Here is a 19,775-nt window from a genome sequence, read left to right as displayed (position 1 = left end):
ACCAGGCAGCACCAGGCAGCACCCGGGCACGAACACGGAGAAGGCTCAGCGCGTCCTGCGCCGGGCCTTCTTCCGTGCCTGCTCCTCCTCCGCCTTCACCTCGGCGGCGTACCGGTCGACGTATTCCTGGCCGGACAGCTCCAGGACCGCGTACATGATCTCATCGGTGACGGCCCGCAGGACCGCCCGCTCGCCTTCCAGGCCCTCGTACCGCGAGAAGTCCAGCGGCCGGCCGAAGCGGATCGTGACCCGCCGGATGTTGGGGATCTTCTGCCCCGGCGGCTGGATCTCGAAGGTGCCGACCATCGCGCAGGGCACGACCGGCACGCCCGCGCCGAGCGCCATCGCGGCCACGCCGACCTTGCCCTTGTAGAGCCGCCCGTCGTGCGAGCGGGTGCCCTCCGGGTAGATGCCGAGCAGCTCCCCCTTGGCGAGGACGCCGAGCCCCTCGCGCAGCGCCGCCCGTCCGGCGTCCTTGCCGGAGCGGTCCACCGGGATCTGGCCGGCGCTGCGGAAGAAGGCGGCCGTCAGCCGCCCCTTGACGCCCGGGCCGGTGAAGTACTCGGCCTTCGCCAGGAAGGTGATCCGGCGTTTGAGGATCGCCGGCATCAGGAAATGGTCGGAAAACGACAAGTGGTTGCCGGCGATGATCGCCGGGCCCTCCGGCGGGATGTTCTCCAGGCCCTCGATACGCGGCCGGAACAGCAGCCGCAGCAGCGGGCCGAGCAGCACGTGCTTGAGCAAGTGGTAGAACACCGGCCGTTTCCCTTCACCTGGCGGACACGTCAGGGTGGCGCACCCGGTGCCGGATGGGCAGATCACCTACTGCGGGAGGCCGCCAGCCCGGCGGTCAGCATGCCCAGCAGAACCCACACGAACCACAGCCAGCCGTTGCTGCCGAGCACCACGGAGTACGCCGCGACGGCCACCAGAGAGCCGAAGGTCAGCACGGCCATCGCCTTAACGGATCCGCTCATGCCCCATGGTGGCGCGGGGAGGGGCCGCCGCGCTACCGGCCACGCCCCTGGAGCGAGGCGAGATACGAGTTGTACGCCTCCAGCTCCTGGTCCCCGTTGCGCTCCGCCGCCCGGTCGGAACGCTTGGCGGCCCGCTGCTCCGAGCGGTACCACTGGTAGACCAGAGCGATCAGCACCAGCACCGAGGGGATCTCGCTGAAGGCCCAGGCGATGCCGCCGCCCCACTGCTGGTCGAGCAGCGCGTCGACGTGCAGGGAGGCCGGCGGGTTCGCGTACGACTTGATCATCGGCTCGCTGGCCATCATCAGCGCGATGCCGAAGAACGCGTGGAACGGCATGCCGGCGAACAGCTCCAGCATCCGCATCACGTAGCCGGGACGGTGCGGACCCGGGTCCACGCCCATGATCGGCCAGAAGAAGATCAGGCCTACGGCCAGGAAGTGGACCATCATCGCGATGTGCCCGGTCCTGCTCTGCATCAGGGAGTCGAACAGAGGGGTGAAGTAGAGGCCGTAGAGGCTGGCGATGAACAGGGGGATCGTGAACGCCGGGTGGGTGATCACCTTGAGGTAGCGGCTGTGCAACAGCATCAGCAGCAGCTCGCGCGGTCCCTTGACGCCCCGGGCGGCCGGCGGGAGCGCGCGCAACGTCAGCGTCACCGGAGCGCCGAGCAGCAGCAGGATCGGGGAAACCATGCTGATCACCATGTGCTGCACCATGTGCACGCTGAACATGACCATGCCGTAGTCGTTCAGCTTGGTGCACATCATCAGGGCCACGGTCAGCACACCGGCGGTGAAGGAGACGGTCCGGCCCACCGGCCACCCGTCCCCGCGCCTGCGCAGCCGCACCACGCCCCACAGGTACAGGCCGAGACCCAGCAGCGAGCCGATCAGGAAGAAGGCGTCGAAGGAGAACTCCAGCCCGCGCCCGAGAGTGAACGGCGGCAGGTCCATGTCCATGTCCATATTCATGTCCATGCCGTGACCGCTGTGATCCATGTGTTCACTCCCTTGACTGTGGCGCTCCACCACAGTAGTGCCGCCCCCGGACGCCGAAGCGTCCGGGGGCGGTGTCAGAAGGGGGGAAACATCACAGAACGGTCTCCGCCTCGTCGTAGCGCTCGACCGGGACCGTCTTGAGGCTCCGTACGGCGTCGGCGAGCGGCACCATCACGATGTCGGTACCGCGCAGCGCGGTCAGCATGCCGAACTCGCCCCGGTGTGCGGCCTCCACCGCGTGCCAGCCGAAGCGGGTGGCCAGGACGCGGTCGTACGCGGTCGGCGTGCCGCCGCGCTGCACGTGGCCGAGGATCACCGGACGGGCCTCCTTGCCGAGGCGGTCCTCCAGCTCGACGGCGAGCCGGTTGCCGATGCCGGCGAACCGCTCGTGGCCGTACATGTCGGTACCGCCCGACTCCAGCGCCATCGAGCTGCCCGGGGCGGGCTTGGCGCCCTCGGCGACCACGACGATGGCGAACCGCTTGCCGGCCGAGAACCGCTCGCCGACGATCGCGGTCAGCTCCTCGATGTCGAAGGGGCGCTCCGGCACGACGATGGCGTGCGCGCCCGCAGCCATGCCGGAGTGGAGCGCGATCCAGCCGGTGTGGCGGCCCATGACCTCGACGACCATCACCCGCTGGTGGGACTCGGCGGTGGTCTTGAGCCGGTCCAGGGCCTCGGTGGCGACCCCGACGGCGGTGTCGAAACCGAAGGTCACGTCGGTGGAGGCGATGTCGTTGTCGATGGTCTTGGGGACGCCGACGATGGGCAGGCCGCCCTCGGACAGCAGGTTCGCCGCCTTGAGGGTGCCCTCCCCGCCGATCGGGATGATCGCGTCCAGGCCGAGGTCCGCGAGGTGCCCCCGGGCCCGCTCCACGCCGTCGCGCAGGTGCGCGGGCTGGACGCGGGAGGAGCCGAGGATGGTGCCGCCGCGGGCCAGGATGCCGCTGACCGCGTCCAGGTCGAGCTTGCGGTAGTCGCACTCCAGCAGGCCACGCCAGCCGTCGTGGAAGCCGATCACCTCATCGCCGTGGTCGACGACGGCGCGGTGCACGACGGAGCGGATGACGGCGTTGAGGCCGGGGCAGTCGCCTCCGGAAGTGAGCACACCAATGCGCATGGCAGGAAGAACCCTTGCAACGTGGGCCGACGACCGGACCACGTCGTCCGGTTGGTACTGCCCGCCAGCCTACAAGCGGATTCCCACCGGACTGAACCATCCTCCACATGCTGGTCACATCCGTCGTACGAACGCACGCCGGCCCGGACCCCCCAAGGGGAATCCGGGCCGAACGGGGCGTGACGGACGCGTTACGCGGGCTGCGTGGCCGCCGCGATGCGCTCGTCGCGCAGCGCCTCGTACCAGCGGTCGTCGAGGCCCGGCAGCGCGTTCACATCGAGGGCCAGCTTCAGCAGCAGGTCCGCGATCTGCGGGTTGCGGGCCATCACGGGACCGTGCATGTAGGTACCGAACACGGTGTCGTTGTACGCGCCTTCGGTGCCGTCGCCGGTTCCGTTGCCCCGGCCCAGCCGGGTGCGGGCGAAGGGCTTGGCCGTCGGACCGAGGTGGGTCACGCCCTGGTGGTTCTCGAAGCCCGTCAGCGGGGGCAGGTTCAGACGCGGGTCGATGTCGGCGAGGACGTCGCCGACGCACCGCTCGCCCTCGCCGCGGACCGTGACCACGTCCAGCAGGCCCAGGCCCTGCTGGCGCTCGCCCACGTCGTTGACGAACTCGTTGCCGAGGATCTGGTACCCGGCGCAGACCGAGAAGACGATCGCCCCGTTCGAGACGGCCCGCTCCAGGCCGCCGTCGCGCAGCAGGCGCTCCGCCGCCAGGCGCTGCGGCCGGTCCTCGCCACCGCCGATCAGGTAGATGTCACCGGAGGTGGGAATGGGCTGGTCGCTGCGCACGTCCACGCGCTGCACGTCCAGGCCGCGCTGGCGCGCCCGGCGCTCCACCACGAGGGCGTTGCCCTGGTCTCCGTACGTGCTGAGCAGGTCCGGGTAGACCCACACCAGACGCAGACTGTTGTCGCTCATGCTCTTGTGTCCTCTGGAGGTATGAGTACTAGTTGCCGACGCGGCGGCGCACGTCCTGGAATGCGGTGTAGTTGGCGATCAGCTCGATCTGTCCGGGCGGGGCGAGCTGCACGGCCTCGTCCAGGGTCTCGCAGACGCGGAAGTCCAGGCCCGCGACCTCCAGGCGCACCGCGAGGTCCAGCTTGCGGTCGCCGATCACGAAGATGGGGTGCCCGGCCAGGCGCGGGTAGTCCACGTCCCAGAGCCAGGAGGTGTCCGTGCCGTCGGCGCCGCGCGCGTTGACGGACAGGATCACCGGCGTCGGCGGCGGGTCGATCAGCGAGAACGTCTCCAGCCAGCCCGCCGGGTTCTTGGCGAGCAGCAGCCGCAGCTCACGGCCCTGGAAGGAGACCACGTCGTAGCGGCCGGCGACGGCCTGCACCTGGTACATCCGCTCCAGCGCGACCTGCGGCGGGACGCCGAAGACGGCTGCGACGGCGGCCGAGGTGGCGGCGTTGGCCTTGTTGGCACGGCCGGGCAGCTGGAGGTGGATCGGCCAGGCGCTTCCGTGCGGGTCCAGTACGTGGTCGCCGGAGAGCACCCAGCTGGGGGTGGGGCGGCGGAAGCCGCACTCGCCGCAGAACCAGTCGTCGCCCGGGCGCTGCATGACGCCACCGCAGGAGGGGCACGACCAGGCGTCGTCCTTCCACTCCTGGCCGGCCGCGACCCACACCACGTTCTGCGAGGAGGACGCGGACCACACGATCAGCGGGTCGTCGCAGTTGGCCACGATGACGGCCTTCGAGCCCTGGAGCCCCTCGCGCCACTTCTCGGCCAGCATGCGGGTCTCGGCCGCGCGGTCCAACTGGTCGCGGGAGAGGTTGAGCAGGGCGATCACCTTGGGGGTCACGTCCCGGGCCACTCCGGCCAGGTACTTCTCGTCGACCTCGATGACGCCGTACTTGGCGTCCGAGCCGCCCGCCAGCGCGGAGGTGATCCCGGCCGGCATGTTCGCGCCCAGCGCGTTGGAGACCACCGGACCGCTGGCCCGCAGCGCCTCGGCGATCAGGCGGGTCGTCGTGGTCTTGCCGTTCGTCGCGGAGACGAGGACGACGTCGAGATGCTGCGCCAGCGCGCCGAGGAGATCGGGGTCCAGCCTGAGTGCGACCTTGCCACCGATCACCGATCCGCTTCCGCGTCCCGCGGCCCGCGACACCGCCGCCGCGGCCTTGCCCGCCGTCACGGCCAGCTTGGCCCGCGGCGAAAGCGGCTCCGTGTTGCCTGCCATCGTCCCTTGTCCTCCTTGCGTCGGTCGGCCCCAGCCTATCCAGTACCTGCCGGGGCCTTGACCGCGGCGCCCCAGGGGCGGCGCGGATCTGCTCATATCTTCGCCCGTCGTACGCTTACGGCCATGCGACAGCGCCCCATCCCCGGCACCACCGGACTCGTCCGCACCATGAGCCTGCTGGGCGATCCGGTGCTCCACTCGCCGTGCGCCGAGGTCACCGGGTTCGGACCCTCCCTCGACCGGCTCATCGAGGACATGTTCGCCAAGATGTACGCGGCCCAGGGCGTCGGCCTCGCCGCGAACCAGATCGGGGTCGGGCAGCGGGTGTTCGTCTACGACTGCCCCGACGACGAGGACGTCCGCCACGTGGGACACGTGGTCAACCCCCGCCTGGTGAGCGCCGACGGGGACGAGTTCCGCGGCCCCGAGGGCTGCCTGTCGCTGCCCGGCCTGGAGGCCGGCACGGTCCGCTTCGACCACGCCGTCGTCGAGGGGGTCACCTCCGACGGCGCGCCGGTACGGATCGAGGGCACCGGGTTCTTCGCCCGCTGCCTCCAGCACGAATGCGACCACCTGGAGGGCACGGTGTACGCGGACCGGGTCACCGGACTGCGGGCGCGCCGGCTGCGGCGGGCGATCGGCAAGACGGCGTGGGGCGCGCGCGGACTCCTGGCCCTGGGCCGCGAGTCCTGACGGGAGGCGGTCCGCCCGCAGAGGCCGGGCCGCGGCCGGGACCGGGCCGCACTCAGAAGCCGGGCCCGCCCAGGCGGTTGCCGGCCGTGGCCAGGCGGCCCCACAGCAGGTCGGTCAGCGCGGCCACCAACTCGGCGCGTTCGCAAGGGCGTTCGCCGAGCCACCAGTCGCCCGCCGCGTGCATCATGCCGACGATGCCGTGACCCCACACCCGGGCCAGGCGCTCGGAGCCCGGGCCGAGGTCGACGCGTTCGCCGATGACCTGCGCCAGCTCCTCGCCGAGGCGGCGCAGCAGCGGGGCCGAGTGCAGGCCGACGTCGAAGCCGCGTTCGGCGGACTGGGAGTCCTCCGCGGGGTGCATCAGGAACCGGTACACCTGCGGCCGGGCCTCGATGGCCGCGAGGTAGGTGTCGAGCGTGGACTCCACCCGGCTGCGGCGCTCGGCCGGGGCGTCCAGTGCGGCCCGCAGCGAGTCCAGCAGGGCGTCGGTGTGCCGGACGGCGAGCGCCTGGTAGAGGCCGGCCTTGTCGCCGAAGTGGCGGTAGAGGATGGGCTTGGTGATGCCCGCCTCGGCCGCGATGGCGTTCATCGAAGCCTTGGGTCCGTCCCTGAGGACGACGCGGTCGGCCGCTTCGAGCAGCTCCCGCCTGCGGCGCTCGGCCGCTCCCGGTTCGCCGGCCTGCTGCGTGGTCTCCATGACGTGTTTGTCTCCCCGCCCTTGCGATGTGCGTGACGCCCACGCAACGTAACACCCCGCACACCCTGCCGATCGAACCGGAGGTGCTCCCGTGGCCGGTCGGCGCCCCGCTTGACAGTGCTTACTCGTCGGTAACAGACTGGCGCCGTGGCTGGTTACCGCAGGTAACGGCCTGCCGGTGACGGTGACGGGTACGTACGTGAAACAGCTGGAGGGGACATGGCGGAGTTCACCATGGAGCTCAACGACGACCAGAAGCAGGTGCGCGACTGGATCCACGGGTTCGCCGCCGACGTGATCCGCCCCGCGGCCGCCGAGTGGGACGAGCGCGAAGAGACCCCGTGGCCCGTCATCCAGGAAGCGGCCAAGGTCGGGATCTACTCCCTCGACTTCTACGCCCAGCAGTTCTTCGACCCGACCGGCCTCGGCATCCCGATGGCGATGGAGGAGCTCTTCTGGGGTGACGCCGGCATCGCCCTGTCGATCGTCGGCACCGGCCTCGCGGCCATCGGCGTCCTCGCCAACGGCACCGAGGAGCAGATCGGCACCTGGATCCCCCAGATGTACGGCGACGCGACCGATGTCAAGGTCGCCGCCTTCTGCTCCTCCGAGCCGGACGCCGGCTCCGACGTCGGGGCGATGCGCACCCGCGCCGTCTACGACGAGGCCAAGGACGAGTGGGTGCTGAACGGCACCAAGACCTGGGCGACCAACGGCGGCATCGCCAACGTCCACATCGTCGTCGCCGTGGTCGACCCCGAACTGGGCACGAAGGGCCACGCGTCCTTCATCGTGCCGCCGAACACCCCCGGCCTGTCCCAGGGGCAGAAGTTCAAGAAGCACGGCATCCGCGCCTCGCACACCGCCGAGGTGGTGCTCGAGGACTGCCGCGTCCCCGGCTCCTGCCTGCTCGGCGGCAAGGACAAGCTGGACGAGCGCCTCGCGCGGGCCCGGGAGCGCGCCAAGGCGGGCGGCGGCGAGCGGCTCAAGAACGCCGCCATGGCCACCTTCGAGGCATCCCGCCCGGCCGTGGGCGCCATGGCCGTCGGCACGGCGCGCGCCGCCTACGAAGTCGCCCTCGACTACGCGATGGCCCGGACCCAGTTCGGCCGTCCGATCATCGACAACCAGGGCGTGGCCTTCCAGCTCGCGGACATGCGCACGCAGATCGACGCGGCCCGGCTGCTGGTGTGGCGGGCCTCCTGGATGGCGGTGGCGGGCAAGCCGTTCACCTCGGCGGAGGGGTCGATGTCGAAGCTCTTCGCGAGCGAGGTCGCCAAGAAGGTCACCGCCCAGGCGGTGCAGATCCTCGGCGGCAACGGGTTCACCCGGGAGTACCCGGTGGAGCGCATGCACCGAGACAGTGCCATCTACACCATCTTCGAGGGCACGAGCGAGATCCAGCGCCTGGTGATCGCCCGCACGCTCTCCGGGATGCCGATCCGCTAGGGCCAGGGCCTGCGGCCGCCCCGTCCCCCGCGCGGGGGACGGGGCGGCCGTCGTTCAGCTGGTCGCGGCGCCGATCACGACCAGCGCGACGATCGCCAGCGCGACCAGGACCATCGGTGCGGCGATGACCAGCGCGGCGGGCCGCTGCCAGAGCGGCTTGCCCGGGTCGAGCGGGGGCCGGAAGCCGCCCACCGGAGGGGCGAGCTTGCGGAAGGCGGACCGGGGCACCAGGTTGACCAGCACCGTCAGCGGCGTGATGAACAGCGAGGCCGGACCCCACCACCCCTGCCACAGGGTCTTCGCCGACATGTCGCGCACGACGGCGGTACCGCAGTCACGGCAGAAGGGGCCGTGCGTGCTCAGGAACCGCATCATCAGCACCAGACCCTGGTGCCCGCGCACCGTACCGGGCGCGGCCGGCTGGGCGCCGCACACGCGGCACGCGTACCCGGGCTGCTGCGGGTACTGGGGCTGCTGCTGGTAGGCGGCGTAGGGGTTGCCGTGCGGTATCCCCTGCTGCGGCTGCGGCTGCTGCTGCGCGTACGGGTTGTGCTGCGCGGCCGCGCCCTGCTGGGGCGCCGTGCCGTACGGGTTCTGCGGGACGGCGCCCTGTTGCTGCTGCGGTGGCGGAGTGGCCATGGAGGTTCCCCTGGAAGACGTGGTGGCATCACCGGGCGCGGTGATCACGGCACCCTAGCCCGACTTGTCAGGAACGCAGCAACCGGGCGAGGGCGCGGCCGAACAGGAGCCGGCCGGCGACCGCCAGCGCCGGGTCGAAGAACCGCCCGAGCCCCCGCACCCGCAGTTCCTCGCGCCAGTGCACCTCAGCGCCGGCCGGCCCCAGCGGCCTGACCTCGATCTCCGCCCAGCCCAGGACGACGCGCCCGCGCTTGTCGAGACGCACCAGCCCCGCCGAACCCGTCGTCGGCGGCCGCCAGACGGTGACTTCCATCGGGTCGTCGAAGGTGACCCTCCCCACTCCCGTGCGCGCCGTGAAGCGCGTTCCGACGCGCGTGGGCGGCGCCGTTTCGACGGTCGTGCGGGTGAAGGGGACCTGCGCCCCGTGGCGCGCCCAGTCCGTGAGCCTCAGCCAGGCCTCGGCGGCCGGCAGACGAGTGCGGTGAACGATCCGGATCGGCGGCATGAGCGCATGGTAATCGGGCATACACACCGTGAACTCGACCGCGAATATGGGTTCCGTCAGGGGGCGGCGATCAGTAATACTCACCGCCACCGTGGATCGCGGATCAGACCGGGTGACCACCGGCCCTCCCGCCCCACACTGCGAGGAGGTGCGCCATGTGCTCCCACCAGCCCCCCTGCCCGTCCGCCGACAGCGCCGATCACGACGCTGCCCGCACGGTGGCCTTCCACCCCGAACAGGGTTGGAGCCTGCTGTGCAACGGTCTGGTGGTGTTCGACGACACCGGGGAGCTGCTCCCCGACGGCCGTACGGTGGAGCCCCGCCGACCGGCCCTGGTCTGAGCCAGGAGGCAGCATGCGCCAGCAGCTGATCCGCAAGCCCGTCCCCAAGCCCGCCCCCCGAGACCTGGACCTGCGCACCCCGTCGGGCAGGCCCCTCCCGTACTGACGGCGGCCTGCCTGACGCTACGGGAGACGGGGACCGCGGCGGCCCGCGCTCATGCGGTGGCCGCCGCCGCGCCGCCCCGGAAGGCGCTCTCGAACGCGGCGTCGCCGATCGCCGCGCGGGCCTGCCGCTCGCCCTCGTCCCGCAGGGCCGTCAGGGACGGGGAGCCCATCTGCGGGCGCCCCACGGTGCGCCACCAGGCGTGCCCGGTCCCCAGCAGGCGCGCCGCGAGTTCGCCGTCGCCCAGCCCCGCCACGGCCGCCGCGAGCACGTCCAGGCCGAGCGCGATGCCGAAGCGGTCGCCCAGCAGCCGCTTGCCGGACAGCATGGCCCGTACGTGGCGGGCCGCCTCCCCGTGGTTGCCGACGCCCAGCGCCGCGACGGCCAGGATGTAGTCGGCGTAGGCCCTCAGCCAGCGCTCACCCAGCTCCGCACACGCCTCGCGCAGCCCCCGCGCCTCCTCGGCCGCCTCCTCGAACCGCCGCTCGTCGCAGAGCGCGTAGCCGGAGGCCAGCCGGCACAGCAGCCAGCCCGTCCCGTCCGTCCGGCCGCCGTGGGCGGCCCGCGCCCGGGGTCCCGCCAGCGCGAGCGCCCCCACCGGGTCGCCCGGCATCATCACCGAGACGGCACGCAAGTAGGCGGCGCGCAGCTCCGGTTCGGGGTCGCCGAGCCGGGCCGCCTCGCGGGCGCACCGCCGGCCCAGCTCCTCGGCCGCGTCCATGTCGCCCTGGAGCAGCGCCGTCAGGCCGAGCGTCCACACCGCCTGGGTGTACGCCGGCCCGGTGCGGGGGCCGCAGGCGAGCGCCCGTTCCAGGAAACCGCGGCCCTCGTGGACGTGGCCGCAGGCGAACCAGAAGAACCAGAGCGCCCCGGCCATCTCCTGGGCCGCCGCCGGATCGGTCCGCAGCAGGTGCTCCAGGGCCGTGCGCACCTGCGCGTGCTCCGCGCTCATCCTGCGGTACCAGTCGACCTGCCCCGGGCCCAGCCAGCCCCGCTCCGCCGCGTGGGACAGCGCCGCGTACCAGTGGGCGTGCCGGTCCGCGACCGTGCGCACCTCCCCGAGTTCGGCCAGCCAGTCGCGCCCGTACTCGCGGATCGTGTCCAGCATCCGGTACCGGGCTCCCGCGCCGCGCTCCTCGGTCCGCCGGACCACGGACTTGGCCACCAGAGCGGCCAGTACCCGCTCCACCCTGGCGGCGGGCAGCGGGCCGCCCGCGCAGACCGTCCGGGCGGCGGCCACGTCGAAGTCCCCGGTGAACACCGAGAGCCGGGCCCACAGCAACCGTTCCACCGGGGCGCACAGCTCGTGGCTCCAGCCGATCGCGGTCCGCAGGGTCTGGTGGCGGGGCAGCAGCGCATGCGTGTCGGCAAGGACCTCGAACCGCGCGTCCAGCCGCCGCACCATCTGCTCCAGCGTCCACAACCGCATCCGCGCGCCCGCCAGTTCCAGGGCGAGCGGGATCCCGTCCAGCCTGCGGCACACCTCGGCCGCCAGCAACATCCGTTCGGGGTCCCGGAACGCTTCGGCGGTCTCGGGCATCGCGGCCTCGGCGCGGGCGCGGAACAGGGCGAGGGCGTCGCTGTCCGGTTCCTCGCAGGGCAGGGGGCGGACCTCGAAGACCACCTCGCGGGGGCTGCCGAGCGGTTCGCGGGAGGTGACGAGCACCGTCAGACCGGGCGCGGACTGCAGCAGTTCACCGACGAGGTGGCGGCATGCGGGGATCAGGTGCTCGCAGGTGTCGAGGACCAGGAGCAGTTCCTTGTCGGCCATCCACGCGCACAGTTCCTCGTCCAGGGGGCGCGCGGAGTGGTCCGCGAGTCCGACGGCGTGCGCCACGGTGGTGGTGAGCAGGCCGGGATCGCGCAGCGGTGACAGCTCGACCCACCAGACCCCGTCGCGCCGGGGCCGTCCGCTCGCGGCGGCCCGGAGGGCCAGCCGGGACTTGCCGACGCCGCCGACACCCGTGAGGGTGACCAGTCGGTGCAGGCCCAACAACGCCGACATATCACCCAGTTCGCGCTCCCGTCCGATGAACCCGGCCGGTTCCGGCGGCAGGTTTCCCGGCACGGCGCGAGGGTCTGGCCCAGGGGCGCTACCTGCGGAGTGTGCCTGATTGTTGTTGACCGAGTACTCACCGAACACGGATGTATTGTGCGTGATCTTCTTTCACGGCCACGCCGTTCGCGTCGGAATCACCACCGGATCTCAAGTTCACCGCTCAGCCGGCGAGGACGGTCCGCCGCTCGGGGGTGAAGGCGCCCCAGTTGCCGTCGGGCAGTCTGGCCCGCAGTTTCAGGGACCAGACCGTACCCGCCGGCTCGGTCACCGTCAGCCGGTGCACCACCGTTCCACGGGGAACCGCACCGGCCCCGAACTGGATGACGGTGACGGGCTGTCCGTTGACGTAGAGCTGGTACTCGGTGGTCTCCTGCCCGGTGTCGGGAGCAGTCCAGGAAAGGGTGACGGTGCCCGGGGACGCCGCCGCGGTGAAGCCGGACGGCGCGGTGTCCGGCCCCCGGGCCGGGTCGGCGGCCGTGGTCACCTCGGCGAGGGGGCCGTCCGGGGAGGAGTTGTCGGAGCCGTCCCGGGCCCGGACCGTGAAGCCGTAGCGGGTGCCGGGCTGGAGGCCGGTCAGGGTGGCGGAGGTCTCGCCGGGGCCGGCCGTGTGGATCCGGACGCCGCCCTGGTAGATGTCGTAGGCCGTCACGCCGGTGTCGTCGCTCGCCGGCGCCCAGTTCAGCCGGGCCGTCCGGGGGCCTTCGGCACGGCCGGTGGTGGTGGCCGGGGCGGTGGGCGCCCGGTGGTCCTCGGCCCGGGCGGCCGGCGTGGTGACGCGGGCGGCCGCGCTGAGGGGGGAGCGGTGCCCGGCCGCGTCCTTGGCCCGGACGGCGAAGGCGTAGGCGGTCAGCGGGCTCAGTCCGGTGACGTCCACCATCGTCTTGTCGGCGGGCAGGTCCCGGACCAGCCGGTCCGCCTGGAACAGCTGGTAACCCGTCACGGCGCTCCCGCCCGAGGCGGCTTCCCACATCACGTGGACGGAAGTCGCGCTGCCGGCCTGGGCGGTGATGCCGACCGGGGTGCGCGGCGACCGTGCCCCGCCTCCCGAGCAGGCGTTCAGGGCCAGGCAGAGGGCGAGCGCGGCGGTGGTCCGCCCCAGGGGGTGTCTCGCGGGATCTCGCACGGGGAACGCCCTCCGCCGCCTGCTCGTAAAGGTCTAGACATATATGGCACGGCCCGACGCGGCCCGGCAAGTCCCGGGCGCCGTACACCTCAGGTGGGTCACACAGGGTCAACACCCGTACGGCGGACGCGTGTTTCGCCCGAAGGGCCCCTCCTCTGCGCCACCATGGCGGCGCCCGAAGGAGGCTTCGATGGTGATTTCCCTCTCCGTGATCGTCCTGCTCCTCGTCCTCGCGTGGATCTTCCTGCGCGGCGGGGGCCTCAAGTTCTCCCACGCACTCGTCTGCGTCCTGCTCGGCTTCTACCTCGCGAGCAGCAGCATCGCCGCGACCATCCACAGCGGGCTCGCCGCGACGGCGAGCGTGGTCTCCGGCCTCAACCCCTGAAACCCCCGGAACCCCGGATCCCGGGGCCCCAGGGTCCCTGGATCGCGCCCGGCGACCGACTGTTGCGCGTTCGTGAATCATCCGGCTCCTCCATGGACTCCTCCCACGGTTCGACCTAGCGTCTGGCGGCGGCGCGATGTCAGACGTGGTGTCAACACAACCGATGGGAACGGAGGAAGTCCGGATGTTCCGAAGAGCGCTGAACTGCGCCGCGGTCCCCGCCGTCGCCGTCTTCGTGGCGATGTACGGGATCTCACCGGCGCAGGCCGAGGAGATACCCCAAACCCCCGGCCACCGCCTGGTCAGCCAGTACGACGGCGCCCCGGCCGCCGCCGTCGCGCTGCCCGGCCAAGCCCCGCCGCAGCACCCCTACCTCGCGCCCAACGGCCGCAGCGGCATGCACTCCGACGCCGCGGGCAGTGCCACCTCGCCCTGGTCCGGGCCGCTCGGCAAGAACCCGGAGGTGAGCAGCGAGAAGATCGCCGCTCTGGGCGGCGAATGCGCCACCACCACCTTCGACAAGGCCGGCCGGCTGGTCACCGTCTGCGGCACCTTCTCCGGCTTCAAGGTCGAACTCCTCGATCCGCACACCCTCGCCCCCCTGGCCGAACACCAGCTCCCGCAGCGTTCCTCCACCGTCGAGACCATCACCTCCCTCGACTTCTCGAAGATCTTCAAGGACACCTCGGGCGGCGCCTACTTCTACCTGGACGACCAGGACCGCGCCGTGCTGGCCGACTCCCGCCAGCACATCCTGCGCCTCGCCCATTCCCAGAACCCCGACGGCAGCTGGAAGTTCACCGTCGACGCCGACTGGGACCTCACCGGGCAGGTCCCGCACGACTGCGTCGGCTGGACCAGCCTGTGGCCCAGCGGCACCTGCGATCCCGTCACCTCCGTGATGCCCGACTGGGACGGCCGCATCTGGTGGGTCACCCGTCAGGGACGCGTGGGCACGGTGGACCCGGCCACCTCGCAGATCCGCTCGATCCGGCTCCAGGGGGAGGAGATCCAGAACTCCTTCTCCGTCGCCGAGGACGGCGTCTCCATCGTCACGGACCACGCGCTGTACAGCTTCCGCGCCGCCGCCGACGGCACCCCCGAAGTCCAGTGGCGCCAGACGTACGACCGCGGGACGGGAACCAAACCCGGCTCCGTCAACCAGGGTTCCGGCACCACCCCGGACCTCTTCGGTGACGGCTACGTCGCCATCACCGACAACGCCGCGGACCGGATGAACGTACTGGTCTACCGGCGGGGGGTGGACGTCCCGGCGGACCGGCGGCTGGTCTGCAAGGTCCCGGTGTTCGGCTCCGGCGCCTCCACCACCGACAACTCCCTGATCACCTGGGGCAACAGCATCATCGTCGAGAACAACTACGGCTACGAGAACCCCACCAGCCTGCTGCTGGGCAAGTCGGTCGTCGGGGGAGTCAGCCGCATCGACGTCCGCCCCGACGGGAGCGGCTGCGACACGGTCTGGCAGAGCGCCGTCCGCTCTCCCTCCGTCGTACCCAAACTGTCCACCGGCAACGGGCTGCTGTACTTCTACGAGAAGGAGCCCAACGTCTGGGGCATCGACGCCTGGTACCTCACGGCGGTGGACTTCCGCACCGGTGAGCGCCGCTGGCGTCAGCTGACCGGCACCGGACCCCTGTACGACAACAACTGGGCGCCGATCACGCTCGGTCCCGACGGTACGGCCTACGTCGGCGTGTTCAACGGGATCGTCGCGGTCCGCGACGGAGGCTGACGGGCCGGGCGGCGGGCGCCGGGCGGCGGGTAGGACGGTCCGGCGGGGGGCGGGGGGCGGGGGGCGGGGGGCGGGTGGCGGGCGGTGGGCTGCCCCGTGTCCGTGGCGTGCCGCCCGTCACCCGCCGTGCCGCCAGAGCGGGTGTTCGCGCTCCGCCCAACGCCGGTCGACGGAACCCGTGCGCAGGCCGCGCCGGGCTTCCGGATCGCGCAGGGCCATGCCGATGTGCCCGGCGACGACGATGCCCAGCGTCAGGGCCAGCCAGTCGTGCACGAAGGTGGCACCGGTCCGCAGGACCAGCGGGGCGAGCCCGGTCAGCCACATCAGCAGCCCGGTGCCCAGCATCACCAGCACCGCCCCGGCCAGCCAGCCCGCGTACACCTTCTGCCCGGCGTTGAACTTCCCGGCCGGCCGCTCGCCACTCCGCCGCAGGGCGCTGCGCAGCCACACCCCGTCGTGCGGACCGAACCGCCCCAGGCGGCCGAGGTCGGCGCGCAGGGCACGGGACGCCAGGCCGAACAGGACCGGGACCAACAGCAGCAGCCCCGACCACTCGTGAACGGTGACGACCAGACGGCGGCGCCCCACCAGCTCCGCGAGCTGCGGCAGGTAGAGGCACCCCGCGGAGGCCACGCACACGCCCATCAGGACGGCCGTGGCGCGGTGGACCCACCGCTGGGCCCTGCCGAACCGGCGTACCCGCACGGGCGTTTCAGACAGTAGGGGCATCATCGCGTCCGTTCGATCGGCCGACCCACGCGTCGACGTCATAGCCGAGCCGCTCCCAGTAGCCGGGTTCCACCTCGTCGGTGACGGTGATGCCCGAGAGCCACTTCGCGGACTTGTAGAAGTACATCGGGGCCACGTACAGCCGTGCCGGCCCGCCGTGGGCGTGGCCCAGCGGCTCGTCCTGCATCCGCAAGGCCACCATCACGTCGTCCCGGCGCGCCTGGGGGAGGGTGAGGCTCTCGGTGTAGGCGCCGTCGAAGCAGCTGAACCGGATGGCGCGCGCCTGCGGCCGTACGCCTGCGGCGTCGAGCAGCCGTGACACCGGGACGCCCTCGAAGGCGGTACCCGGTACGCGCCAGCCGGTGACGCACTGGACGTCCCGCACCACACGGGTCTGCGGGAGCCGCCGCAGCGCGTCGAGATCGTACGTGGCCGGGCGCTCGACCAGGCCGTCGACGGTCAGCCGGTAGTCGGCGGGACCGCGTTCGGGCACCGAGGAGGCGACCGAGTAGTACCGGAACCCGCCGCCGTTCGGCAGCAGCCCCGTGAGGCCCGTCGGATCCTTGTCGGCCGCCGCGCCGAGTGCGGATTCCAGGGCGCGCTGCAGAACGGGCGCACCCAGCAGCCCGGCGGCGCCGAGCCCGACCATGCCGAGGACCAGTCGTCGGCCCAGGGGCGTGCCGGTCTCGTCGGGGTCGGGGTCCGCGAGTGGCGGTGTCGGGCCGGTCTGCTCTGTGCTCACGCACCGATTCGACCATCGCCCGGCGCCGGCCACCAGGGGAAACGGCGCGTCGTCAGACTTCCGTCACATCCGGCTGCGAAGGCCGCCCCGGCCGGGCAGGAGCCGAGGCCCTGCCCGGCGGGGCTCCGGCTCGGCCGGGCAGGGCGTCGGCACACCTGGAACCGACGGGCCGTCAGGTCAATCGTCCCGGACTATTGACTCTTGTGGCGGCAGTCGGGATTCTCGGTTGACCTTGCGCGGGACATGACAATCCACCCGCCGTCCGCCGACCGGAGACATGGTGATCACCGTGACCCGACAGCCGCACAGCGGAGGCAGGCCGATCGCGGTCCTGTCCCTGCTCCTGGCCATGCTCGCCATGGTCCTCGGCCCCACCCAAGGGGCCGCCGCGGCCGACCCCGGCTGGTGGGACCCCGTAGCCCGGCCGGCGCCGGACTCCGCCGTCAACGTCACCGGCGAGCCCTTCAAGGGCACCGACGCGCAAGGCAACGTACGCGGCTTCGTCGACGCCCACGACCACATCATGGCGAACGAGGGCTTCGGCGGCCGCCTCATCTGCGGCAAGGCCTTCTCCGACCTCGGTGTCGCCGACGCCCTCAAGGACTGCCCCGAGCACTACCCCGACGGCTCGCTCGCCGTCTTCGACTTCATCACCAAGGGCGGCGACGGCAAGCACGACCCCACCGGCTGGCCCACTTTCAAGGACTGGCCCGCCCACGACTCCCTGACCCACCAGCAGAACTACTACGCCTGGATCGAACGCGCCTGGCGCGGCGGCCAGCGGGTGCTCGTCAACGACCTCGTCACCAACGGGGTCATCTGCTCGGTCTACTTCTTCAAGGACCGCGGCTGCAACGAGATGGACGCCATCCGCCTCGAAGCGCAGAAGACGTACGACATGCAGGCCTTCATCGACAAGATGTACGGCGGCCCCGGAAAGGGCTGGTTCCGCATCGTCACCGACTCCGCCCAGGCCCGTGACGTCGTCAAACAGGGCAAGCTCGCCGTCGTCCTCGGCGTCGAGACCTCCGAGCCGTTCGGCTGCAAGCAGATCCTCGACGTCGCCCAGTGCAGCAAGGCGGACGTCGACCGGGGCCTGGACGAGCTCTACCGCCTCGGCGTCCGCAGCATGTTCCTCTGCCACAAGTTCGACAACGCCCTCTGCGGCGTCCGCTTCGACGGAGGCGCCCTGGGCACGGCCATCAACGTCGGACAGTTCCTGTCGACGGGCACCTTCTGGCAGACCGAGAAGTGCGCCGGCCCGCAGCACGACAACCCCATCGGCCTGGCCCCGGCGCCGCAGGCGCAGAAGGAACTGCCGCCGGGCGTCAGCGTTCCGTCGTACGCGGCCGACGCCCAGTGCAACACCAGGGGCCTGACGGCACTCGGCGAGTACGCGGTGCGCGGCATGATGAAACGCAAGATGATGCTCGAAGTCGACCACATGAGCGTCAAGGCCGCCGGGCAGGCCTTCGACATCCTGGAGACCGAGTCCTACCCGGGCGTGATCTCCTCGCACAGCTGGATGGACCTCGGCTGGACCGAGCGGCTCTACAAGCTCGGAGGTTTCGCCGCCCAGTACATGAACGGCTCCGAGGGTTTCACCGCGGAGGCCAAGCGTACGCAGGCCCTGCGCGAGAAGTACGGCGTCGGCTACGGCTACGGCACCGACATGAACGGCGTCGGCGGCTGGCCCGGCCCGCGCGGCGCCAACACCCCGAACCCCGTCACCTACCCGTTCCGCAGCACCGACGGCGGTTCCGTCATCGACCGGCAGACCGCCGGACAGCGCACCTGGGACCTCAACACCGACGGAGCCGCGCACTACGGCCTGGTCCCGGACTGGATCGAGGACATCCGGATCGTCGGGGGACAGGGCATCGTGGACGACCTCTTCCGCGGCGCCGAATCGTATCTCCGCACGTGGGGCGCGTCCGAACACCACCAGGCCGGGGCCAACCTCGCCGCGGGTGCGGCGGCGACGGCCAGTGCCTCGGAGTGGAACCCGTTCACCAGCTACGCGCCCGGCCGGGCCGTCGACGGCGACCGGGGAACCCGCTGGGCCAGCGGCTGGAGCGACGACCAGTGGCTCAGCGTCGACCTCGGCTCCTCCAAGCTGGTCAAGCGCGTCACCCTGGACTGGGAACGCGCGTACGGCAGGGCCTACCGCATCGAGACCTCCGCCGACGGCACCGACTGGCAGACGGTCTGGTCCACCACCACCGGTGACGGCGGCCTGGACACCGCCCTGTTCGCCGGCGTCCCGGCCCGCTACGTCCGCATCCACGGGCAGGGGCGCGGCACGCAGTGGGGCTACTCCCTGAACGAGGTCGGCGTCTACAGCAGCTGACCACGCGCGGCATGCGTCCCGGCGGCGAACGCGTACGACGCGGACGAAAGGAACACGCATGGGACGCATGCCCCTGGCCGACCGGCGGCGCCAGCTGACCGAGGCGGCGATCCGGGCGATGACCCGCGACGGCGTCGCCCGGACGACCACCCGGTCCATCGCCGCCGAGGCCGGGCTGTCGCTGAGCGTCTTCCACTACTGCTTCGACTCGAAGCAGGCGCTGCTGGAATCCGTCATCGAGACGATCACCGAACACTGCATCCGGGTGGTCCGGGAGGCGCTCCGCCCCCGGGCCACCCTCCACGAGACGATCCGGGCCGGTTTCCAGGCCTACTGGGACCACGTGGTGGCCCACCCGGGCGAGCACATGCTCACCTACGAACTCACCCAGTACGCCCTGCGCCAGCCCGGCTTCGCCCACCTCGCGCGACGGCAGCACCAGCTGTACTCCGACACCTACGGTGACCTCATCGACCGGCTCCGCACGGCCATGGCCTTCGAACTCGCCGCCCCTACCGAGGTCCTCGCCCGGTATCTCGCCGCCATGACGGACGGCCTGACCCTGCGTTTCCTCGTCCTCGGGGACGAAGGGGCCGCCTCCGAGATCCTGGACATGATCACCGACCACGTCACCGGACTGGTACGCGTTCCCGCCCCCTGAGGGGCGGGAACGTATGGCGGGGGTCACGCGTTGAAGGGGCAGTGGCCGAGGCAGAAGGAGGTGTCCGCAGATGTCCACAGGCGGAAAGGTCGCGGTTGCCGGCGTGGTGGCAGCCATCGTGCTGTTCGCGACGGTCGGATTCTGGGCCGGGCTCCTGGTTCTGATCGGGGTGCCCACAGCGGCGTACTTCATGCTGGACTCCTCCCAGCGGCGTCGGCTCCGCGGCATATCCAGGAAGCAGATCGGCCGCTGACGGCGGCC

Annotated in this window: 21 protein-coding genes; 8 read left to right on the top strand and 13 right to left on the bottom strand. The window is 71.7% G+C overall.

The features are described 5' to 3' along the window. Positions 1-45 precede the first annotated feature (45 nt). From OHA81_RS05355 to OHA81_RS05330, 6 genes are all read right to left on the bottom strand, one after another. Complete coding sequence (locus OHA81_RS05355) at positions 46-756, bottom strand: lysophospholipid acyltransferase family protein (RefSeq protein ID WP_329193266.1); 711 nt, start codon at positions 754-756, stop codon at positions 46-48. 62 nt (positions 757-818) lie between these two features. Further along, positions 819-977 (bottom strand): hypothetical protein, encoded by a 159-nt coding sequence (locus OHA81_RS05350; RefSeq protein ID WP_329193264.1) that lies wholly within the window; start codon positions 975-977, stop codon positions 819-821. Between the two features lie 32 nt (positions 978-1,009). After that, positions 1,010-1,978 (bottom strand): cytochrome c oxidase assembly protein, encoded by a 969-nt coding sequence (locus OHA81_RS05345; RefSeq protein ID WP_329193263.1) that lies wholly within the window; start codon positions 1,976-1,978, stop codon positions 1,010-1,012. Positions 1,979-2,069: 91 nt separating this feature from the next. Further along, the gene (locus tag OHA81_RS05340) at positions 2,070-3,098 is read right to left on the bottom strand and encodes a 6-phosphofructokinase (RefSeq protein WP_329193261.1); all 1,029 of its coding nucleotides are present in this window, start codon (positions 3,096-3,098) and stop codon (positions 2,070-2,072) included. A gap of 191 nt (positions 3,099-3,289) precedes the next feature. Further along, positions 3,290-4,018 (bottom strand): type 1 glutamine amidotransferase, encoded by a 729-nt coding sequence (locus OHA81_RS05335; RefSeq protein WP_136211518.1) that lies wholly within the window; start codon positions 4,016-4,018, stop codon positions 3,290-3,292. A 28-nt stretch (positions 4,019-4,046) separates the two neighbouring features. Then, on the bottom strand, positions 4,047-5,285 hold the full coding sequence (locus tag OHA81_RS05330; protein ID WP_136211516.1) for a MurT ligase domain-containing protein: 1,239 nt from the start codon (positions 5,283-5,285) through the stop codon (positions 4,047-4,049). A gap of 123 nt (positions 5,286-5,408) precedes the next feature. Between OHA81_RS05330 and def the strand changes: the two genes are divergently transcribed. Next, positions 5,409-5,978: a peptide deformylase gene (gene def, locus OHA81_RS05325; RefSeq protein WP_329193257.1), complete on the top strand. Its 570-nt coding sequence runs from the start codon at positions 5,409-5,411 to the stop codon at positions 5,976-5,978. A 52-nt stretch (positions 5,979-6,030) separates the two neighbouring features. On the opposite strand, the gene OHA81_RS05320 is transcribed toward def, so the two are convergent. Then, a complete protein-coding gene (locus tag OHA81_RS05320) occupies positions 6,031-6,675 on the bottom strand; it encodes a TetR family transcriptional regulator (RefSeq protein WP_329193255.1) in 645 nt (214 codons plus the stop codon). 219 nt (positions 6,676-6,894) lie between these two features. Between OHA81_RS05320 and OHA81_RS05315 the strand changes: the two genes are divergently transcribed. After that, a complete protein-coding gene (locus OHA81_RS05315; RefSeq protein ID WP_329193254.1) occupies positions 6,895-8,124 on the top strand; it encodes an acyl-CoA dehydrogenase family protein in 1,230 nt (409 codons plus the stop codon). Between the two features lie 54 nt (positions 8,125-8,178). Here OHA81_RS05315 and OHA81_RS05310 read toward each other — a convergent pair whose 3' ends face one another. Then, complete coding sequence (locus OHA81_RS05310) at positions 8,179-8,763, bottom strand: hypothetical protein (protein ID WP_329193252.1); 585 nt, start codon at positions 8,761-8,763, stop codon at positions 8,179-8,181. Positions 8,764-8,830: 67 nt separating this feature from the next. Further along, entirely contained in the window at positions 8,831-9,268 is a 438-nt protein-coding gene (locus OHA81_RS05305) for an SRPBCC family protein (RefSeq protein ID WP_329193250.1), read from the bottom strand. A 155-nt stretch (positions 9,269-9,423) separates the two neighbouring features. Here OHA81_RS05305 and OHA81_RS05300 point away from each other — a divergent pair, with 155 nt between their 5' ends. After that, positions 9,424-9,609 (top strand): DUF5999 family protein, encoded by a 186-nt coding sequence (locus OHA81_RS05300; RefSeq protein WP_136211506.1) that lies wholly within the window; start codon positions 9,424-9,426, stop codon positions 9,607-9,609. A gap of 155 nt (positions 9,610-9,764) precedes the next feature. On the opposite strand, the gene OHA81_RS05295 is transcribed toward OHA81_RS05300, so the two are convergent. Together OHA81_RS05295 and OHA81_RS05290 are read right to left on the bottom strand one after the other, a co-directional pair. Beyond that, a complete protein-coding gene (locus tag OHA81_RS05295; protein WP_329193248.1) occupies positions 9,765-11,780 on the bottom strand; it encodes an ATP-binding protein in 2,016 nt (671 codons plus the stop codon). Positions 11,781-11,931: 151 nt separating this feature from the next. Further along, the gene (locus OHA81_RS05290) at positions 11,932-12,894 is read right to left on the bottom strand and encodes a fibronectin type III domain-containing protein (protein WP_329193246.1); all 963 of its coding nucleotides are present in this window, start codon (positions 12,892-12,894) and stop codon (positions 11,932-11,934) included. Between the two features lie 190 nt (positions 12,895-13,084). Here OHA81_RS05290 and OHA81_RS05285 point away from each other — a divergent pair, with 190 nt between their 5' ends. Beyond that, positions 13,085-13,279, top strand: coding sequence for a hypothetical protein (locus OHA81_RS05285; RefSeq protein WP_136211500.1), 195 nt, complete (start codon positions 13,085-13,087; stop codon positions 13,277-13,279). 184 nt (positions 13,280-13,463) lie between these two features. Next, positions 13,464-15,032 carry a hypothetical protein gene (locus OHA81_RS05280; RefSeq protein ID WP_443056447.1) on the top strand — a complete coding sequence of 523 codons (1,569 nt, stop codon included), beginning with the start codon at positions 13,464-13,466 and terminating at the stop codon, positions 15,030-15,032. A 117-nt stretch (positions 15,033-15,149) separates the two neighbouring features. Here the strand turns inward: OHA81_RS05280 and OHA81_RS05275 are convergent, their stop codons facing one another. Both OHA81_RS05275 and OHA81_RS05270 read right to left on the bottom strand, forming a co-directional pair. Next, entirely contained in the window at positions 15,150-15,764 is a 615-nt protein-coding gene (locus OHA81_RS05275; protein WP_443056446.1) for a cytochrome b/b6 domain-containing protein, read from the bottom strand. Then, a complete protein-coding gene (locus OHA81_RS05270; RefSeq protein ID WP_329202003.1) occupies positions 15,745-16,410 on the bottom strand; it encodes a molybdopterin-dependent oxidoreductase in 666 nt (221 codons plus the stop codon). The genes OHA81_RS05275 and OHA81_RS05270 overlap by 20 nt, the downstream gene beginning before the upstream one ends. A gap of 451 nt (positions 16,411-16,861) precedes the next feature. On the opposite strand from OHA81_RS05270, the gene OHA81_RS05265 reads away from it, so the two are divergent. The 3 genes from OHA81_RS05265 (at position 16,862) to OHA81_RS05255 (ending at position 19,767) form a co-directional block, all read left to right on the top strand. Next, complete coding sequence (locus OHA81_RS05265; RefSeq protein WP_443056749.1) at positions 16,862-18,853, top strand: galactose-binding domain-containing protein; 1,992 nt, start codon at positions 16,862-16,864, stop codon at positions 18,851-18,853. A gap of 58 nt (positions 18,854-18,911) precedes the next feature. After that, positions 18,912-19,514 carry a TetR/AcrR family transcriptional regulator gene (locus OHA81_RS05260; protein ID WP_329193239.1) on the top strand — a complete coding sequence of 201 codons (603 nt, stop codon included), beginning with the start codon at positions 18,912-18,914 and terminating at the stop codon, positions 19,512-19,514. 70 nt (positions 19,515-19,584) lie between these two features. After that, a complete protein-coding gene (locus OHA81_RS05255) occupies positions 19,585-19,767 on the top strand; it encodes a hypothetical protein (protein WP_329193237.1) in 183 nt (60 codons plus the stop codon). Positions 19,768-19,775 lie beyond the last annotated feature (8 nt).

This window comes from Streptomyces sp. NBC_00667 (assembly GCF_036226825.1).
Classification (GTDB): Bacteria; Actinomycetota; Actinomycetes; order Streptomycetales; family Streptomycetaceae; genus Streptomyces.
This window is presented reverse-complemented; position numbering and strand designations above follow the sequence as displayed.